Origin of the sequence: Microbaculum marinisediminis, assembly GCF_025397915.1 — a bacterium.
Lineage (GTDB): Bacteria > Pseudomonadota > Alphaproteobacteria > Rhizobiales > Tepidamorphaceae > Microbaculum > Microbaculum marinisediminis.
The window spans coordinates 71227-87210 of the sequence record NZ_JALIDZ010000008.1 but is presented as its reverse complement, the minus strand read 5'-3'; the positions used below and the strand labels follow the sequence as shown (position 1 = coordinate 87210).

Annotated in this window: 10 protein-coding genes; 4 read left to right on the top strand and 6 right to left on the bottom strand. The window is 66.2% G+C overall.

The window, feature by feature from the left end; translation table 11 throughout:
• Positions 1-37: 37 nt before the first annotated feature.
• The 6 genes from MUB46_RS17345 to MUB46_RS17320 form a co-directional block, all read right to left on the bottom strand.
• Entirely contained in the window at positions 38-1003 is a 966-nt protein-coding gene (locus tag MUB46_RS17345) for a peptide ABC transporter ATP-binding protein (RefSeq protein ID WP_261617208.1), read from the bottom strand.
• Entirely contained in the window at positions 1000-2010 is a 1011-nt protein-coding gene (locus MUB46_RS17340) for an ABC transporter ATP-binding protein (protein WP_261617207.1), read from the bottom strand. Before MUB46_RS17340 ends, MUB46_RS17345 begins: the two co-directional genes overlap by 4 nt.
• Before the next feature lie 5 nt (positions 2011-2015).
• On the bottom strand, positions 2016-2912 hold the full coding sequence (locus tag MUB46_RS17335; RefSeq protein ID WP_261617206.1) for an ABC transporter permease subunit: 897 nt from the start codon (positions 2910-2912) through the stop codon (positions 2016-2018).
• A 3-nt stretch (positions 2913-2915) separates the two neighbouring features.
• Positions 2916-3926 carry an ABC transporter permease subunit gene (locus tag MUB46_RS17330; RefSeq protein ID WP_261617389.1) on the bottom strand — a complete coding sequence of 337 codons (1011 nt, stop codon included), beginning with the start codon at positions 3924-3926 and terminating at the stop codon, positions 2916-2918.
• Positions 3927-4206: 280 nt separating this feature from the next.
• Positions 4207-5799, bottom strand: a complete 1593-nt coding sequence (locus MUB46_RS17325; protein ID WP_261617205.1) for an ABC transporter substrate-binding protein — start codon at positions 5797-5799, stop codon at positions 4207-4209.
• Between the two features lie 437 nt (positions 5800-6236).
• Complete coding sequence (locus MUB46_RS17320; RefSeq protein ID WP_261617204.1) at positions 6237-6935, bottom strand: cyclic nucleotide-binding domain-containing protein; 699 nt, start codon at positions 6933-6935, stop codon at positions 6237-6239.
• Between the two features lie 272 nt (positions 6936-7207).
• On the opposite strand from MUB46_RS17320, the gene MUB46_RS17315 reads away from it, so the two are divergent.
• Genes MUB46_RS17315 through narJ form a run of 4 tightly spaced genes read left to right on the top strand, consistent with a single transcriptional unit; the run spans position 7208 to position 15978 of the window.
• Positions 7208-9943 carry a nitrate/nitrite transporter gene (locus MUB46_RS17315; protein WP_315902758.1) on the top strand — a complete coding sequence of 912 codons (2736 nt, stop codon included), beginning with the start codon at positions 7208-7210 and terminating at the stop codon, positions 9941-9943.
• Positions 9944-9959: 16 nt separating this feature from the next.
• Positions 9960-13700 (top strand): nitrate reductase subunit alpha, encoded by a 3741-nt coding sequence (locus tag MUB46_RS17310; RefSeq protein ID WP_261617203.1) that lies wholly within the window; start codon positions 9960-9962, stop codon positions 13698-13700.
• Positions 13697-15223 (top strand): nitrate reductase subunit beta, encoded by a 1527-nt coding sequence (gene narH, locus MUB46_RS17305; RefSeq protein ID WP_261617202.1) that lies wholly within the window; start codon positions 13697-13699, stop codon positions 15221-15223. The genes MUB46_RS17310 and narH overlap by 4 nt, the downstream gene beginning before the upstream one ends.
• The gene (gene narJ / locus MUB46_RS17300; RefSeq protein ID WP_261617201.1) at positions 15223-15978 is read left to right on the top strand and encodes a nitrate reductase molybdenum cofactor assembly chaperone; all 756 of its coding nucleotides are present in this window, start codon (positions 15223-15225) and stop codon (positions 15976-15978) included. Before narH ends, narJ begins: the two co-directional genes overlap by 1 nt.
• Positions 15979-15984 lie beyond the last annotated feature (6 nt).

Sequence of the window (15984 nt, the reverse complement as noted above, 5' to 3'; positions counted from 1 at the left end):
GGCCGACCTCCCGGATCGGCGGGAAACCCCGTGGTCCTCAGGACTCCACGGCGAAACAGGCCACCTGCGACCGGCCTCGGGGTTCCAGGAGAGGCCGTTCGACGCGGCAGCGATCGAAGGCGAGCGGGCAGCGGGGATTGAACGAGCAGCCCGGCGGCGGGTTGATCGGCGAGGGCAACTCGCCCTTCAGCGTGATGCGCTCCTTGCGGCGTTTGGGATCGGCGACCGGGGTCGCCGCCAGCAGCGCCCGCGTATACGGATGGCGCGGATGATCGAAGATCTCGTCGCGCGGGCCGACCTCGACCGGCCGGCCGAGATACATGACCATGATGTCGTCGGCGACATGGCGGACGACCGACAGGTCGTGCGAGATGAACAGGTAGGCGAGGCCGAATTCCTCCTGCAGCTCGGCAAGCAGGTTCAGAATCTGCGCCTGGATCGACACGTCGAGCGCGGACACCGGTTCGTCCAGCACCAGGATGCGGGGCCTGAGCATCAGCGCCCGGGCGACGGCGATGCGCTGGCGCTGGCCGCCGGAGAACATGTGCGGGTAGCGCCCGTAGTGCTCGGGCCTGAGGCCCACCCTGGCGATCATGTCGAGCGCCTTCTGCCGGCGGGTGGCGGCGTTGTCGCTGGTGTTGATCTCGAGCGGTTCCTCCAGCGTCGCGCCGATCTTCTTGCGCGGGTTGAGCGACCCGTACGGGTCCTGGAAGACGATCTGCACGGCGCGGCGCAGCTCGGCGGAGCGGGCGCCGCCGGCCTCGTCCACGTCCTTGCCGTCGATCTTCAGGATCCCTTCGCTCGGCTGTTCGATCATGGTGACGAGGCGGGCGAGGGTGGACTTGCCGCAGCCGGATTCCCCGACAACGGCGAGGGTCTTGCCCGGTTCCAGCGTGAAGCTGACGCCGCGCAGGGCCTTGACCTCGGCAGGCTTGGAGAACATGCCGCCGCTGACCGTGTAGTTCTTCTGCAGGTCGCGGGCTTCGAGGACGGCCATGCTCATGCCATCGCCTCCTTCACCTCGCCCGGCGCCGGGTGGCCGAGGGGGACGCCGTGTTCGAGCGGATAGTGACACAGGGCCGCACCGTGCGCCGCGTCGGCGTGCGGCGGAACGGTCGTGCGGCATAGGTCGGTGGCGAAGCGGCAGCGCGGGTTGAACAGGCAGCCGTTCGGCCGGTCGCCCTGTCCCGGCACGACGCCGGGGATCGACGGCAGATGGCGGCCGGTGGCGCGTTCGGGCAGGGCGGCGAGCAGCGCGGCCGTATAGGGATGGTGCGGGTCCTCGAACAGGCCTTCGACGCCCTGCTGCTCGACCTGTTGGCCGGCATACTGGACGACGACCCGCTCGGCGGTCTCGGCGACGACGCCCATGTCGTGGGTGATCAGGACGAGCGCCATGCCGGTGTCGCGCTGCAGGCCGATGAGAAGGTCGAGGATTTGCGCCTGAATGGTGACGTCGAGCGCGGTGGTCGGCTCGTCGGCGATCAGGAGCTTCGGCCGGCAGGCCAGCGCCATCGCGATCATGGCGCGCTGCGACATGCCGCCGGAGAGCTGGTGCGGAAAGGCGGCGAGCCGCCGCTCGGGCTCGGGGATGCCTACCTCGTTGAGGAGCTCCACGGCGCGGGCGCGGCGCTCCTGCCGGTTGAGGCCGAGATGCACCCTCAGCGTTTCCATGATCTGGAAGCCGACCGTGAAGCACGGGTTGAGGCTCGTCATCGGCTCCTGGAAGATCATGGCGATGTCCTTGCCGACGATCGAGCGGCGCCGGGCCGGCGAGATCGTCAGCAGATCGTGGTCGCCGAAGCCCATCCGGTCGGCGGTGACGGTCGCCGTCCACGGCAGCAGCCCCATGACGGCGAGCATGGCCACGGACTTGCCGGAGCCGGATTCGCCGACGATCGACAGCACCTCGCCGGTGTCGACGGTGATGTCGACGGAATCCACGGCGCGGAAGGTGCCGACCGCGGTCTTGAATTCCACGGTGAGGTTGCGGATGTCGAGCAGAGGCATCTCGGTCAGCTCCGCTTCAGCTTGGGGTCGAGCGCGTCGCGCAGGCCGTCGCCCATCAGGTTGATGGCGAGCACGGTGATCAGGATCATCAGGCCGGGGAACGTGACGACCCACCAGGCGCGCAGGATGAACTCGCGTGCCTCGGCGAGCATGGTGCCCCATTCCGGCGTCGGCGGCTGGGCGCCCATGCCGAGGAAGCCCAGGGCGGCGGCGTCGAGGATGGCGTTCGAGAAGGACAGCGTCGCCTGCACGATCAGCGGCGCGGTGCAGTTCGGCAGGATGGTGCGGAACATCAGCCGCATGCGACCGGCGCCGGCGACGCGCGTCGCGGTGACGTAGTCGCGGTTGCGCTCGCTCAGGACCGCGGCCCGGGTCAGCCGGACGAAGTGCGGCTGCAGGACGACGGCGATCGCGATCATCGCGTTGGTCAGGCCCGGCCCGAGGATCGCCACCAGCACCAGGGCGAGAAGCAGGCTCGGGAAGGCGAGGATGACGTCCATCACGCGCATGATGACCGTCTCCACCGCGCCGCGCATGAAGCCGGCGACGAGGCCGAGCACGATGCCGACCGACAGCGCCAGGGCGACGACGAAGGTGCCGATGAACAGCGAGAACCGGGCGCCGTAGATCAGGCGCGAGAGAAGGTCGCGGCCGACGGCGTCGGTGCCGAGGATGAACCGCGGGTCGGAGCCTTCCTGAAAGAACGGCGGCTTGAGGAAGGCGTCGCGGAACTGCTCGTCCGGATTGAAGGGGGCGATCAGCGGCGCGAAGACCGCCATCAGCACGAGGGCGATGACGACGAACAGGCCGATCACCGCGCCGCGGTTCTCGCTGAAGTAATGCCAGAACTCGGCGAGGACCTCGAATTCCGCGCGGCGGCCGTTTCGGGTGATATCCGACATCGCCTACCTCTCGTAGCGGATACGGGGGTTGATCAGGCCGTAGAGCAGATCGACCATCAGGTTCACGATCATGACGATCGCGGCGATCATCAGCAGGCCGCCCTGGACGGAGGGATAGTCGCGCCGCGAGATCGAATCGACCATCCACTTGCCGACGCCGGGCCAGGAGAAGATCGTCTCGGTGAGGATCGCACCGGCAAACAACAGGCTGGTCTGCAGGCCGATGACGGTGACGACCGGGATCAGCGCATTGCGCAGGGCGTGGACGCCGATGACCCGCGCCGGCGCCAGCCCCTTGGCCCGGGCGGTGCGCACGTAGTCCTCCGACAGCACCTCGAGCATCGCCGAGCGCGTCTGCCGCGCGATGACGGCAAGCGGGATCGTGCCGAGCGCGATCGAGGGCAGAATCAGGTGCGACACGGCCGAGGCGAAGGCGCCCTTCTGGCCGGAGAGCAGCGAGTCGATCAGCATGAAGCCAGTGACCGGCTCGAAGAAATAGATCAACGAGATGCGCCCCGACACCGGCGTCCAGCCGAGCCAGCCGGAGAAGACGATGATCAGCAGCAGCGCCCACCAGAAGATCGGCATCGAATAGCCCACCAGCGCCGTCGACATGACCGAATGGTCGAAGGCGGAACCGCGCTTGACGGCCGCGACGATGCCGGCGGGAAGGCCGATGAGCGTGGCCAGGAACATGGCGCACAGCGCCAACTCGACGGTCGCGGGGAACAGGGTGAGGAATTCCTGGAGCACCGGCTTCTTGGTGACGATCGAGGTGCCGAGATCGCCGTGCAGGAGCTGGTTCAGATAGGACAGGTACTGCTCCCACAGGGGCCGGTCGAAGCCGTAGGAATGCAACAGCTCGGCGTAGCGGTCCGGCGTGATGCCGCGCTCGCCGGCGAGCAGAAGCACCGGATCGCCCGGGAGCATGCGGATGAACAGGAACGCGACGATCGTCACGCCGATGAAGGTCGGGATCAGGAGGCCGATACGGTTGATCAGGAAGCGCAGCATGGCGGTCAGGCGGCCTCGCGTGGCATCGGGATCATAGGCATACCGTGGCCGGGACACCCGCCGGAGGCGTCCGGCGCATCTGCGTCGCCCTGAACACCGCCGCGGTCGTGCCGGCCTTCGATGAGATAGAAACGGATGACACGGCCGTTGTCGACCGAATACCGGAGGGACGCATCGCTCTTGTCCGCAGCCTTCGGTCGGGCCGGTCGGTTGGTCAGGCGCATGGTGGCGGACGGAAAATCGGGGCGCCGGTCATCCCGGCGCCCCGCGAATGGTGTCGTCACTCGGCGAGATCGACGCCGTCGAAACGATGGCTGCCGAGCGGATCCATCTTGTAGCCGGTGACTTCCTTGCGCATCGGCATGAACACGACCGAATGGGCAATGGTCGCCCAGGGCGCCTGTTCCTTGAACACCACCTGGGCGTCCTCGTAGAGCTTGGCGCGGGCTTCCTGGTCGCTGATGATCTTGGCCTTCTGGACCAGCGCGTCGAAGTCCTCGTTGCACCAGTGGGCGCGATTGGCGCCGCCGACGCCGTCGCAACCCAGCAGCACGGCCAGGAAGTTGTCCGGATCGCCGTTGTCGCCGGTCCAGCCAAGCAGAACCGCGCCGTCGCGGTCCGTCTCCTTCGACAGGTTCAGGTACTCGCCCCACTCGTAGGAGACGATCTCGACGCCCACGCCGACCTTGGCGAAATCGGCCTGGATCAGCTCGGCCATGCGGCGGGCGTTCGGGTTGTAGGGCCGCTGCACCGGCATCGCCCAGATCTTCATCTTGAGGTCCGTCACGCCGGCCTCGTCGAGCATCGCCTTCGCCGCGTCAGGATCGTAGGGGTCGTCCTGGATGGCGTCGTTGTAGCCCCACATGGTCGGCGGGATGGGATTCTTCGCCTTCGTGCCGGCGCCCTGGTAGACCGCCTCGAGGATGGCGTCCTTGTTGATCGCCATGTTGAGCGCCTTGCGGACCTTCGGGTTGTCGAAGGGGGCCTGCATGGTGTTGTAGGCGAGGTAGCCGATGTTGAGTCCGGGCTGTTCCATCAGCTGCAGGTTCGCGTCCTGCCCGATGTCGGCGATGTCGGCGGGGTTCGGGTAGGGCATGACGTGGCATTCGCCGGCCTTCAGCTTCTGCAGGCGTACCGCGGCGTCGGTGGTGATGGCGAAGACCAGGTCGTCGATCGGCTGCTTGCCGCCCCAGTAGTCCGGATTCGCGGCAAAGCGGATCACGGCGTCCTTCTGGTAGGCCACGAACTGGAACGGACCGGTGCCGATCGGCTCCTGGTTCAGCATCGCCAGATTGCCGTCGGCGTTGAGCTTCTCGGCATACTCCTGCGACAGGATCGAGGCGAAATCCATCGCCAGGTTGGCGATCATCGGTGCCTCCGGCCGGTTCAGCACGAACTTGACCGTATAGTCGTCGACCTTGTCGATCGACTTGACCAGGTCGGGCATCGACATGGCATTGAAATATTCCCAGGTACCGCCGGCATAGGAGAAGTACGGGCTGCCCTCGTCCATCTGACGCGTGAAGGTGAAGATCACGTCGTCGGCGTTGAAGTCGCGGGACGGGGTGAAGAAATTCGTCGTATGAAACTTCACGCCTTTGCGCAGGTGGAAGGTGTACTCGAGGCCGTCCTCGGAAACCTCCCAGCTCTCGGCGAGACCGGGAATGACCTTGGTGCTGCCGGCTTCGAACTCGACAAGGCGGTTGTAGACCGGCTTGGAGGAGGCGTCGAACGTCGTGCCGGCGGTATACGGCGCCGGATCGAAGCCTTCGGGGCTGCCTTCGGAGCAGTAGACAAGCGTTTTCGCCTGCGCGGCGCCCGCGAACAGGGCGGCCATGGCGGTGGTGGCAAGCAGAGTCCTCACAATACCCATTGGTGCAGATCCTCTCGAGTGGTGCGACGCCAAACCCGGGCACACTGCCAGGCGGCGTTTCTAAGCCGATTCAGTAGCACGTCGTCGCGCGTGGTGGAATGGCGCGATTTTGCCATTTTCAACCTCTGGTTTCGGTGTCGCGAGGGCATGTGGACGGCGATTGTCGACCCCGGGGGCCGGCGGACGCCGAGGGGTGGCGGTTGTCCGATTGGCGGCGGTGAGTTCGTTCGAAGCGCCACGTACCCGGCCCAAGCGGCGATGCGATACGGGCCATCAAGGCTTCACACGTGACGATCCCGCGCGGCCGCGATGCGGCAGGGCTTTACGGCACCACCGTTGTCGCCGGTCCCGGCGGTGGCGATCCGGTCGCCACCGATGCGCGCAATGCGCGACGTCTCGTCGCGGGGCTTATCCCGACCGGTCGCGGGACGGCCGTCTCAGGTCGAATAGTCGTCGATCAGCGGGCTCGGTTTGGCGAACTTCGTCAGGTCGTCCACGTCGCGCAGGTGGATTGTCGGGCCGTCGACCTCGACGCCGTAGGCGCCCAGGGTGGCGAAGGCGCGCGACAGGTTTTCCGGGGTCATGCCGAGGCGGGAGGCAAGCACGCGCTTGCCGACCCTGAGTTCGACCGTTCCGGACGCGCCGTCGGCGCGGTCGGCGCGCAGCAGCCAGTTGGCGAGGCGTTCGGTCCCCGTCCGCAGCTTCTGGCATTTCAGGTCCTTGACGACGCTGCGATAGCAGGTCGCGAGTTCGGTCACGATCGCGTTCATGAAGGCGGTGTCGTCGCGCATCGCCGCGCGCACGTTTTCCGCCGGGATCATCAGGACCCGGGACTTCTCGAGCGTTCGGGCCGACTGCAGGTAGACCTGATCCTTCAGGACGGCGGCAAGGATGAAGGTCCCTATCGGCTCGATGAAGCCGATCGTCGTCTCGCGGCCGGCCTGGGTGGCGAACATCTCGACCATGCCTTCGACGACGATATAGAGGAAATCGGCCGGATCGTTCTCGTGGATCAGAACGACGCCGGGCGGGAATCGCTGGAGGAAACCGGCCCGGATCAATGTGTCGAAGGTGTCGTCGCCGCAGTCCCGGAAAAGCGCCAGCCTGCGGATTTCGTCGGTGTCCTCGAGTCGCATCCCTGTCGCCCCGCCCCCAATTCGGTTTTCCTGATCTTGAAATACTTATTGATAAATGTCAATTGGGAAGGAATATTGCATCAAAATCGCGCATCTTCTGCGTCAAACAGAATAAACGAATTTCTACTCCATGTATTTATTTCAGTCCTGTGCGGTTGAAACTTGACATACGTCAAGTTCAACTCACTCCAAACGTAGCGTCGTGTATCCGCGTACCCGCGCGGTCGTGTCCCGCGGCCGTCGATGAACCGTCAAGAACGGGGACTGAAACGATGCACCATCTCGAAGGCGTGAGCCGCAGCCAGCAGACCCAGATCCTTGGCATGAGCACGTTCGCTTTTGCCGTCTGTTTCGCCGTCTGGACCATCTTTTCGATCATCGGCGTCCGCATCAAGGCCGACCTGGGGCTGAACGACAGCCAGTTCGGTCTGCTGGTCGCAACGCCCATCCTCACCGGGTCGCTCAGCCGGATCTTCCTCGGCATCTGGACCGACCAGTATGGCGGCCGCCGCGTCTTCACGCTGGTCATGCTCGCCTCCGCGGTGGCGGCGTGGCTGCTGTCCACGGTTTCCACCTATCCGATGTTCCTGGTGGCCGCGCTCGGCGTCGGCCTCGCCGGCGGGTCGTTCGCGGTCGGCGTCGCGTACATCTCGCGATGGTATCCGCGCGAGCTGCAGGGCACGGCGCTCGGAATCTTCGGCGTCGGCAATGTCGGCGCCGCCGTCACCAACTTCGCCGCGCCGTTCGTCCTCGTCGCGGTCGGCTGGGAACGGACAGCGCAGGTCTATGCGATCGTGCTCGTCATCACGGCGATCATCTTCTATCTGACGACGAAGGAAGATCCGGTGATCGTGCAGCGGCGCAAGACCGGCCAGAAGCCGCGAAGCACGCTGCTGGAACTGGCCCCGCTGCGCAATCTGCAGGTCTGGCGCTTCGCGCTCTACTACTTCTTCGTGTTCGGCGCCTTCGTCGCGCTGGCGCTGTGGCTGCCGCGCTACCTGATCGGCGTCTACGGCCTCGACATCAAGACGGCCGGCATGCTGGCGGCCGCCTACTCGGTTCCCGCCAGCCTGTTCCGCGCCTATGGCGGCCACCTCTCCGACAAGTTCGGCGCCCGCGCGGTGATGTACTGGACGTTCGGCGTGTCGCTGCTGCTGACGTTCATGCTGTCCTATCCGAACACCGACTACGTCATTCACGGCATCAATGGCCCGATCACGTTCTCGACCAGCATGGGACTGGTGCCGTTCGTGGTGGCGATCTTCGTGCTCGGCTTCTTCATGTCGCTGGGCAAGGCCGCCGTCTACAAGCACATCCCGGTCTACTATCCCGATCACGTCGGTGCGGTCGGCGGCCTCGTCGGCATGATCGGTGGCCTTGGCGGCTTTGTCCTGCCGATCGCGTTCGGCGTGATGAACGACGTCACCGGCGTGTGGACGAGCTCTTTCATGCTGCTGTTCGCGATCGTCGGCGTCTCCCTGCTGTGGATGCACTTCGCGATCCGCAGGATGGAGCGCGGCGCGCTGGAAACGGAGCTCGGCGCGCTGCCCGAATTCCCCGAGATGCAGGAGATCCATACCCCCGAGACGGCCATGCGCTCGCATGTGCTGGAGGAATGGGCGCCCGACGACCCGACCTTCTGGGAGAAGACCGGCCGGCGGATCGCGCAGCGCAACCTCTGGATCTCGATCCCCTGCCTGCTGCTCGCCTTCTCGGTCTGGCTGGTGTGGAGCGTGGTGGTCGCGAAACTGCCCGCGATCGGTTTCGACTACACCACCGGCCAGCTGTTCTGGCTGGCGGCGCTGCCAGGATTGTCCGGCGCGACGCTGCGCATCTTCTACTCCTTCATGGTGCCGATCTTCGGCGGCCGGCTGTGGACGACGCTGACGACCGCGTCGCTGCTCGTCCCGGCCTTCGGCATCGGCTACGCCGTGCAGAACCCGGACACGCCCTACCTGATCTTCCTGGTGCTGGCCCTGCTGTGCGGCCTTGGCGGCGGCAACTTCGCCTCGTCGATGGCCAATATCAGCTTCTTCTTCCCCAAGAACCAGAAGGGCAACGCCCTGGCGCTCAACGCCGGGCTGGGCAATGCCGGCGTCAGCGTGATGCAGTTCCTGGTGCCGATCGTCATCACCGCCGGCGTGTTCGGCATGCTCGGCGGCGAGCCTCAGTCGACCAGCGACGGAACGCTGCTGTGGCTGCAGAACGCCGGCTTCATCTGGGTTCCGTTCCTGATCGTCGCGACGATCGCGGCCTGGTTCGGCATGAACGACATCGCCTCGGCCAAGGCGTCGTTCCGCGAGCAGTCGATCATCCTCGGCCGGATGCACAACTGGGTGATGTGCTGGCTCTACACCGGCACCTTCGGTTCGTTCATCGGCTATTCGGCCGGCTTCCCGCTGCTCGCGAAGACGCAGTTCCCCGAGGTGAATTCGCTGCAATACGTCTTCCTCGGTCCGCTCGTCGGCGCCCTGTCGCGCGCGGCCACCGGCTGGGTCTCGGACAAGTACGGCGGCGGCCGGGTGACGTTCTGGACGTTCATCCTGATGATCGCGGCGGTCGGCGGGGTCCTGTACTTCATCGCCATCAAGGACCAGCCGGGCGCGTTCTGGGGCTTCTTCGCGATGTTCATGGTCCTGTTCCTGGCAACGGGCGTGGGCAACGCGTCGACCTTCCAGATGATCCCCGTGATCATGCGCAAGGACATGGATCGGCTGATGCCGGACGCCCTGGCCAAGGACCGGGTGCGGCAGGCGGAGAAGGAATCCGCGGCGATCATCGGCTTCACCTCGGCGATCGCGGCCTACGGCGCCTTCTTCATCCCCAAGAGCTACGGCACCTCGATCGCGATGACCGGCGGTGCGTCTGCGGCGCTGTGGGGCTTCCTGATCTTCTACGTCACCTGCGCCGTCGTCACGTGGTGGTTCTACACGCGCAAGGGCGGCTTCCTGCACGACATCGAGCGTGGGGGAACCAGCCCCGCCGCCCGGCCCGCGCCCGCCGCGTAAAGAAAGGAATTCAACGATGTCCCACTTTCTCGACCGCCTGACATTCCTGGAGAAGAACGTCGATACGTTCGCGGACGGGCACGGCGTCACCACCCGCGAGGATCGCAGCTGGGAGGAGGGCTACCGCCAGCGCTGGCAGCACGACAAGATCGTGCGCTCCACGCACGGGGTGAACTGCACCGGGTCGTGCTCGTGGAAGATCTACGTCAAGGGCGGGATCGTCACCTGGGAAACCCAGCAGACGGACTATCCCCGCACGCGGCCGGATCTGCCCAACCACGAGCCGCGCGGCTGCTCGCGCGGGGCGAGCTACAGCTGGTACCTCTATTCCGGCGCCCGGCTGAAGTATCCGCTGGTGCGCTCGCGGCTGATCAAGCTGTGGCGGCAGGCGCGCACCACGCGGACGCCGGTCGCCGCCTGGGCCTCGATCGTCGAGGATCCCGAGAAGCGGGCCGACTACATCAAGGTGCGCGGGCACGGCGGGTTCGTCCGGTCGACCTGGGACGAGGTCAACGAGCTGATCGCCTCGGCGAACGCCTATACCGCCAAGGCCCACGGCCCGGACCGCATCTTCGGCTTCTCGCCGATCCCGGCGATGTCGATGGTCTCCTACGCGGCGGGCGCGCGCTACCTGTCGCTGATCGGCGGCGCCTGCGGCTCGTTCTACGACTGGTACTGCGACCTGCCGCCGGCGAGCCCGCAGACCTGGGGCGAGCAGACCGACGTTCCGGAATCGGCCGACTGGTACAACGCGGGCTTCCTGATGATCTGGGGCTCGAACGTGCCCCAGACGCGGACGCCGGACGCGCATTTCTATACGGAAGTCCGATACAAGGGCACGAAGTCGGTCGTCGTCTCGCCCGACTATGCCGAGGCGACCAAGTTCGCCGACCTGTGGCTCAACCCGAAGCAGGGCACGGACGCGGCGCTGGCGCTGGCCATGGGCCACGTGATCCTGCGCGAGTACCACCTCGACCGGAAGGCCGCGTATTTCGAGGACTACGTCCGCCAGTACTCCGACTTCCCGATGCTGGTGCGGCTGGAGAAGAAAGGGGACAGCTATGTCCCAGGCCGGCTCCTGCGCGCCGGTGAGTTCAAGGACGGTCTCGGCGAGACCAACAATCCGGACTGGAAGACGGTCGCCTTCGACGAGGAGACCGGCGACCTCGTCGCCCCGCATGGCTCCGTCGGCTATCGCTGGGGCGAGACCGGCAAGTGGAACCTGGAGGAGAAGGACGGCAAGGGCCGCGAGACGAAGCTCCGGCTGACGCTTGCCGAGGACCACGACGAGATCGTCAGCGTCGGCTTCCCCTATTTCGGCGGCCGCGCGACGGAGAACTTCGTGGCGACCGAGCACGGCGAGGTGCTGGAGCGCAACCTGCCGGCCAAGGCGGTGACGCTGGCCGACGGGAAGGCGCTCGTCTGCACCGTGTTCGACCTGTTCTGCGCCAACTACGGCCTCGACCGCGGCTTCGGCGGCAAGAACGTGGCCAAGTCATACGACGAGGACGAGCCGTTCACGCCTGCCTGGGCTGAGCGCGTGACCGGGCTCGACCGCGACAAGATCATCACCGTCGCCCGCGAGTTCGCCACCAACGCCGAAAAGACCAACGGCCGGTCGATGGTGATCCTCGGCGCCGGCCTGAACCACTGGTACCACATGGACATGAACTACCGGGGGATCATCAATCTCCTGGTCATGTGCGGGTGCATCGGCCAGTCGGGCGGCGGCTGGTCGCACTATGTGGGACAGGAGAAGCTGCGTCCGCAGACCGGCTGGCTGCCGCTCGCCTTCGGGCTCGACTGGAGCCGGCCACCACGCCAGCAGAACTCGACGAGCTTCTGGTACGCCCATTCCGACCAGTGGCGCTACGAGGCGCTGAACGTCGACGAGATCCTGTCGCCGACGGCGCCCGACGGCGACTGGTCGGGCACGCTGATCGACTACAACATCCGCGCCGAGCGCATGGGCTGGCTGCCGTCGACGCCGCAGCTCAAGCAGAACCCGCTGACGATCGCTGAAAAGGCGGAGAAGGCGGGCATGGAGCCGAAGGACTATATCCCGAAGGCGCTGAAGGACGGCGAGCTGGACCTGTCCTGCGAGGACCCGGACGATCCGGCCAACTGGCCGCGCAACCTGTTCGTCTGGCGCTCCAACCTGCTCGGCTCGTCGGGCAAGGGCCACGAGTATTTCCTCAAGCACCTGCTTGGCACCACGCACGGGGTGCTCGGCAAGGATCTGGGCGAGGAGGGCGCGCAGCATTCGAAGGAGGTGACGTGGCACGACAAGGCGCCGGAAGGAAAGCTCGACCTGCTGGTCACGCTCGACTTCCGGATGTCGACCACCTGCGTCTATTCCGACATCGTCCTGCCGACGGCCACCTGGTACGAGAAGAACGACCTCAACACGTCCGACATGCACCCCTTCATCCATCCGCTCACCGCGGCGGTGGATCCGGCCTGGGAGGCGCGCAGCGACTGGGACATCTACAAGGGGATCGCCAAGGCGTTCTCCGAGGTGGCCCCCGAGGTACTCGGCGTCGAGAAGGACGTGGTGCTGGTTCCGATCCAGCACGACACGCCGGCCGAGATCGCCCAGCCCTATGACGTGAAGGACTGGAAGAAAGGCGAGGTCGAGCCGATCCCCGGCAAGACCATGGCGCAGGTGGTGGTGGTCGAGCGCGACTATCCGAACACCTACAAGCGCTTCACCTCGCTCGGCCCGCTGATGGAGAACGTCGGCAACGGCGGCAAGGGCATTTCCTGGAAGACCGAGCACGAGGTGGAGAACCTGCGCGCCCTCAACGGCGTCGTCACCGAGGACGGCGCGTCCAAGGGGCTGGCCAGGATCGAAACCGACATCGACGCCAGCGAAGTGATCCTGATGCTCGCGCCGGAGACCAACGGTGAGGTGGCGGTCAAGGCCTGGGACGCGCTGTCCAAGGCCACCGGCCGCGACCACGCCCATCTGGCGATCCCGAAGGAGGACGAGAAGATCCGCTTCCGCGACGTGGCCGCCCAGCCGCGCAAGATCATCTCGTCTCCGACCTGGTCGGGCCTGGAATCCGAGAAGGTCTGCTACAACGCCGGCTACACCAACGTGCACGAACTGATCCCCTGGCGCACGCTGACCGGTCGCCAGCAGCTCTACCAGGATCACAAGTGGATGCTGGCCTTCGGCGAGGGCTTCTGCACCTGGAAGCCGCCGGTCGACCTGAAGACCGTCGCCAAGATCCGGGGCAAGCACCCGAACGGCAACGGCGAGGTGGTGCTGAACTTCATCACGCCGCACCAGAAGTGGGGCATCCACTCTACCTATTCGGACAACCTGCTGATGCTGACGCTGAACCGCGGCGGACCCGTGGTGTGGCTCAGCGAGACCGACGCCCAGCAGGCGGGCATCGTCGATAACGACTGGGTCGAGGTCTACAACCTCAACGGCGCGCTGACGGCGCGCGCGGTTGTCTCCCAGCGGGTCAATCCGGGGATGGTCCTGATGTACCACGCCCAGGAGAAGATCGTGAACACGCCGGGGTCGGAGATCACCGGTAACCGCGGCGGCATCCACAACTCGGTGACGCGCGCGACGATCAAGCCAACCCACATGATCGGCGGCTACGCCCAGCAGGCCTACGGCTTCAACTACTACGGAACCGTCGGCTCGAACCGCGACGAATTCGTCATCGTCCGCAAGATGAACACGGTCGATTGGCTCGAGCGGCCATACTCCGACCGCAAGAAGGAGGCCGCAGAATGAAGATCCGCGCCCAGATCGCGATGGTGCTGAACCTCGACAAGTGCATCGGGTGTCACACCTGCTCGGTGACCTGCAAGAACGTCTGGACGAACCGCGAAGGCATGGAATACGCGTGGTTCAACAACGTCGAGACGAAGCCCGGCATCGGCTATCCCAAGGAATGGGAGAACCAGAAGAAGTGGAACGGCGGCTGGGTGCGCACGCCCGGCGGCAAGATCCAGCCGAAGATGGGCTCGAAGTGGCGGATCCTGGCGAAGATCTTCGCCAATCCCGACCTGCCCGAGATCGACGACTACTACGAGCCGTTCACCTTCGACTACGAGCACCTGCAGACGGCGAAGGAGAGCGAGGCCTTCCCGACCGCGCGGCCGCGCTCGCAGATCACCGGCGAGCGGATGGAGAAGATCGAGTGGGGGCCGAACTGGGAGGAGATCCTCGGCGGCGAATTCTCGAAGCGCTCGAAGGACGTGAACTTCGAGGGCGTCCAGAAGGACATCTTCGGGCAGTTCGAGAACACCTTCATGATGTATCTGCCGCGGCTGTGCGAGCATTGCCTCAACCCGGCCTGCGTCGCCGCCTGTCCGTCCGGCGCGATCTACAAGCGTGAGGACGACGGCATCGTGCTCATCGACCAGGACAAGTGCCGGGGCTGGCGCATGTGCGTCTCCGGCTGCCCCTACAAGAAGATCTACTACAACTGGTCGTCGGGTAAGTCGGAGAAGTGCATCTTCTGCTTCCCGCGCATCGAGTCCGGCCAGCCGACTGTGTGCTCGGAGACCTGCGTCGGCCGCATCCGCTATCTCGGCGTCATCCTGTACGACGCCGACGGCATCGAGAAGGCCGCCTCGGCGCCGGACGACAAGCAGCTGTACGAGGAGCAGCTCAAGCTGTTCCTCGATCCCAACGACCCGGAGGTCGTCGCCCAGGCCAGGGCCGACGGCGTGCCCGACGCCTGGATCGAGGGCGCCCAGCGCTCGCCGATCTGGAAGATGGCGATGGACTGGAAGGTCGCCTTCCCGCTGCATCCGGAGTACCGCACCATGCCGATGGTCTGGTACGTGCCGCCGCTGTCGCCGATCCAGTCGGCGGCGGAGGCCGGCAAGATGGGCATCGACCGCGACATGCCGGACGTGCGCAGCCTGCGCATCCCGCTGAAGTATCTCGCCAACCTGCTGACCGCCGGCGACGAGGAGCCGATCGCCAAAGGCCTCGAGCGCATGCTGGCGATGCGTGCCTACATGCGGGCGAAGACCGTCGACGGCGTCATCGACGAGGAGATCGCCGCCCGGGTCGGGCTCACGGGGCAGGACATCGAGGACATGTACCAGCTCATGGCGATCGCCAACTACGAGGACCGCTTCGTCATCCCGACCGCGCATCGCGAGGCGGGCGAGGATACCTACGACCTGCGCGGGTCGTGCGGCTTCTCGTTCGGCAACGGCTGCTCGGACGGCATCAGCGAGGTCGGCCTGTTCGGCGCCCGCAAGAAGGGCAAGGCCCGCAATCCGATGGAGGTCGCGTGATGGCCAAGACATACAAGGCCCTGTCGGCGCTGTTGACCTATCCGACGGCGGAGCTGCAGCGGGCGGGCGAAGAGATCCGCCAGGCGATCGCGGAGGAGGGGCTCGTGCCGCCCCGCGACCGCGCCGCGCTCGACACGCTGATCGAGGAGATCGCCACGCGCGACCTCTACGATCTGCAGGAGCGCTACACGCTGCTGTTCGACCGCTCGCGCTCGCTGTCGCTGCATCTCTTCGAGCACGTGCACGGGGAAAGCCGCGACCGCGGCCAGGCGATGCTGGACCTCGCCCAGCTCTACGAGCAGCACGGCTTCCACGTCGCGGCGAACGAATTGCCCGACTACCTGCCGATGTTCCTGGAGTTCCTGTCGCTGCTGCCGGCGGCGGAGGCGCGGGACCTGCTCGACGAGGCCGCCCACATCCTCGCCGCGCTCGACGAGCGGCTGAAACGGCGCAAGGCCAGCTACGCCGCCGTGTTCCGCGTCTTGAGGGCGCTGGCGCGGGGAAAGTTCAGCGCGGCTGAGATCGCCCGGCGCGCCGTCGGCGGCGGTGATGTCGGATGGGCCGACGAAGCCGACGTCGCCTGGGACGAAGACGACGACGACCCGGAGGATCTCGAGGCGCTCGACGAGGCGTGGGAGGAGACGGCCGTCACCTTCGGCCCCGGCGATCCGATGGCGGGCGCCTGCGGGACGCCGCGGCTGGCGACGCGGCTTCGCGCGGCGGCCCGCAACGTTGTCGGACAAGGCAAGATCTGAGAAGGA

What these genes read in the sequence shown, in the direction of transcription:
- MUB46_RS17320 (WP_261617204.1), bottom strand. Translation starts at nt 6,935, where the DNA reads ATGCGACTCGAGGACACCGACGAAATCCGCAGGCTGGCGCTTTTCCGG.
- MUB46_RS17345 (WP_261617208.1), bottom strand. Translation starts at nt 1,003, where the DNA reads ATGAGCATGGCCGTCCTCGAAGCCCGCGACCTGCAGAAGAACTACACG.
- MUB46_RS17335 (WP_261617206.1), bottom strand. Translation starts at nt 2,912, where the DNA reads ATGTCGGATATCACCCGAAACGGCCGCCGCGCGGAATTCGAGGTCCTC.
- MUB46_RS17325 (WP_261617205.1), bottom strand. Translation starts at nt 5,799, where the DNA reads ATGGGTATTGTGAGGACTCTGCTTGCCACCACCGCCATGGCCGCCCTG.
- MUB46_RS17330 (WP_261617389.1), bottom strand. Translation starts at nt 3,926, where the DNA reads ATGCTGCGCTTCCTGATCAACCGTATCGGCCTCCTGATCCCGACCTTC.
- MUB46_RS17315 (WP_315902758.1), top strand. Translation starts at nt 7,208, where the DNA reads ATGCACCATCTCGAAGGCGTGAGCCGCAGCCAGCAGACCCAGATCCTT.
- MUB46_RS17310 (WP_261617203.1), top strand. Translation starts at nt 9,960, where the DNA reads ATGTCCCACTTTCTCGACCGCCTGACATTCCTGGAGAAGAACGTCGAT.
- narH (WP_261617202.1), top strand. Translation starts at nt 13,697, where the DNA reads ATGAAGATCCGCGCCCAGATCGCGATGGTGCTGAACCTCGACAAGTGC.
- narJ (WP_261617201.1), top strand. Translation starts at nt 15,223, where the DNA reads ATGGCCAAGACATACAAGGCCCTGTCGGCGCTGTTGACCTATCCGACG.
- MUB46_RS17340 (WP_261617207.1), bottom strand. Translation starts at nt 2,010, where the DNA reads ATGCCTCTGCTCGACATCCGCAACCTCACCGTGGAATTCAAGACCGCG.